This window comes from Nonomuraea zeae (assembly GCF_005889725.1).
Lineage (GTDB): Bacteria > Actinomycetota > Actinomycetes > Streptosporangiales > Streptosporangiaceae > Nonomuraea > Nonomuraea zeae.
Window position 1 is genome coordinate 1 of record NZ_VCKX01000559.1, and the last position, 3,196, is coordinate 3,196.

Annotated in this window: 1 protein-coding gene; it reads right to left on the reverse strand. The window is 69.0% G+C overall.

What is annotated here, in order from left to right:
- A partial coding sequence (locus ETD85_RS61080) for an AMP-binding protein (RefSeq protein ID WP_240780158.1) occupies nt 1-3,125 on the reverse strand: 3,125 nt, incomplete at its 3' end.
- Nucleotides 3,126-3,196 lie beyond the last annotated feature (71 nt).

Here is a 3,196-nt window from a genome sequence, read left to right on the forward strand (position 1 = left end):
CCCACCACCCCACCCACCGGCCCAGGATCCTTCACCAACACCGGCCGCACCCCCAACGGAAGCCGACCCGCAAACTCCACCGACGTCAACACCGTCACCGCACCCGTATCAGCCAGCATGAACGCGATCCGCTCCACCGGATAACGCACATCAATCGGCAAATACGCACCACCCGCCTTCAACACCGCCAGCACCGACACCACCAAATCGATACCGCGCTCCAGACAAACCCCCACCACCGACTCCGCCCGCACACCCCGACCAGCCAACACCCCAGCCAACCGACTCGCACGAGCATCCAACTCGGCATAGGAAAGCTCCACACCCTCCGCCGCCACAGCCACCGCATCCGGCGTCCGCCCAACCTGCGCCTCGAAAAGCCCGGCCAACGTCACCGAAGCCACCTCAACAGCCGTGTCATTCCACTCGCGCAGCAGCCGGTCCTGTTCCGGCTGGTCCAGCACCTCCACGGTGCTCAGTGGCAGGTCGGGGGCACCGTCCAGGATCGATTCCAGCGCGGAGACGAGGTTTCGCGTAGTGGTGCGGAGCAGGGTGCCGACGCTCCGGGGGTCGATCGGCGCCACCGCGTCCACCGCCAGCGAGATTCCGTCGCCGTCGTCGTCCACCGAGACGAGCAGCGGATAGTTGGTGCGCTCGGTGAAGTAGACCCGCCTGATGCCGTTCAGTCCCTCGGCGGTGGCCGGTCCGGCCTCGCCCGGGGTGTTGTGGCGGTAGTTGAACAGCGTGGTGAACAGCGGCAGGTCACCCGGCACGCCGCTGGCCTGCTGGGCCAGAGTGAGCGGAGCGTGCTCGTGCTCCAGCAGCCCCGCCAGCTGACTCCGCATCGCCGACACCGCGTCCAGCACACCGAGCTCGCCGGTCCGCACGCGAACCGGCAGCGTGTTGATGAAGGGGCCGGGTACGCGGTCGGAACCGGCGCTCGTGCTCATCCGCCCGAACAGGACCGTGCCGAAGACCACGTCGTCACCGGCCGATACCGCCGCCAGGACCCGCGACCAGGCCACGTGCAGCAACGTCGCCGGGCTGGCCCCGACGCGGCGGGCGACCTCCAGCAGCGCCGCGTGGAGTTCGGGTCCGAAGGCGACGCGGGCCCGTACGGTGTCCATGCCGTCGCGGCGGGCGTCCACGACGCCGAAGGGCGCGGTCGGCTCGGTGACGTCGCCGAGCAGGTCGGCGAAGTAGCGTTCGTGGTCGATGCCTTGGGCGCCGTTCCTGGCCTGGGCGACGAAGTCGCGGAACGGCAGCGGCTCCGCCAGGTGCCGGCCGTGGCCGGTGAGGAAGGCCCGTACCTCGTCGAGCAGGACCTCCAGGGCCGTGTGGTCCTGCACCATGTGGTGGATCCTGACCAGGGCCAGCCACTTCCCGGTGCCGGGAAGGGCGGCGGTGTGCATCCTGATCAGCGGAGCCCGGCCGAGGTCCATCGACGTGCCGCCGCGCGTCACCAGCTCCGCGACCGGGTCGGTGCCGCTCGGGTCCAGCTCCACCTCCTCGACCGGCATGGCCGCGCGGCGCCAGACCACCTGGACCGGCTCGCGCAGCCCTTCCCACACGATCGACGTGCGGTAGACGTCGTGGCGATCGACCACCCGCTGCAGCGAGTCCGTGAAGGCGTCCAGCCGGTCGCGGGAGTCGAACTCCAGCACCGTCGGCATCACGTACGCGTCCTCGCCGCCGTCCGCCAGCAGGTGGTGGAACAGCAGACCCTCCTGCAGGGGCGCGAGGGGGTAGATGTCGGCGACGTTGGGCGCGCCGCCCTCGACGGTGGCCGTCACGCGGTCGATCTCGTCCGGGGTCAGATCGACCAGGGGGAGCATGCCGGGCGTGATGACGGTGGCACCGTCCGGGATCAGGTTCTCGGGGACCGCCGCGAGCGTCTCGCCGATCGACCTCGCCAGCCCGGCCGGGGTGGGCGCCTCGAACAGGGCTCGTACGGAGACCGAGACGCCGCGTGCCCGTACCAGGGCGACCAGGCGGATCGCGAGCAGGGAGTGGCCGCCGAGCGCGAAGAAGTCGTCGTCCACTCCGACGCCGTCCAGGCCGAGCACCTCGGCGAACGTGTCGCACAGAATCTCTTCGCGGACGTCGGCCGGTGCGCGGCCCGTGCCCGCTGTGTACTCGGGGGCGGGCAGGGCTTTGCGGTCGAGCTTGCCGTTGGCGCTCAGCGGCAGCGCGTCCAGAACGACCGTGGCGACAGGCACCATGTACGACGGCAACCGGTCCGCGACGAACGCCCGCACCGATTCGGCCAGCCCCGCTCCATCCCCGGCGGGAACGGCGTAAGCGACCAGACGCTTGTCACCCGGCGTGTCCTCACGAGCCACCACCACCGCCCGAGCCACACCCGGATGAGCGGCCACCGCCGCCTGCACCTCACCCAACTCGATCCGGAACCCACGAATCTTGACCTGCTCATCCACCCGGCCCAGATACTCCACCTGACCCGCGCCGTTCCACCGCACCACATCCCCAGTGCGATACAACCGCCCCCCATCCCCCGAAAACGGATCAGCCACAAAACGCTCACCCGTCAACGCCGGCCTGTTGAGATACCCACGCGCCAACCCACCACCAGCCAGATACAACTCCCCAGCCACCCCGACCGGCACCGGATTCATCGCCCCATCCAGCACATACACCCGAGTGTTGTCCACCGGCCGGCCAATCGGCACCACACCATCCACCACACCATCGGCAAACCACGCCGTCGCATAAACGGTCGCCTCCGTAGGCCCGTAAATGTTGGCCACCCGCGCCCCCGGCACCGCCGCCCGCAACCCCGCCAGCGCATCCACCGACAACGCCTCACCAGCCAACACCACCGAACGCGGACACACCCCCAACACATCAGCGCCCACCACCTGCGCCAACGCCGACGGCACACCACTGACCAAACTCACCCCACCCAGATCACGACCCCCATCCGCAACCGCCAGCACATCCGGCACCACCTCCACACAACCACCCGACACCAACGGACCAAACAGCTCAAACACCGACACATCAAACGTCAACGACGTCGAAAACAGCACCCGAGCGAAATCCGCCCCACCGAACTCCCGCACCGCCCACTGCAAAAACGCCACCACCGACCGCTGCTCAACCACCACACCCTTCGGCCGCCCAGTCGAACCCGACGTATAAATCACATACGCCGCATGACCCGGCAACCCACCCC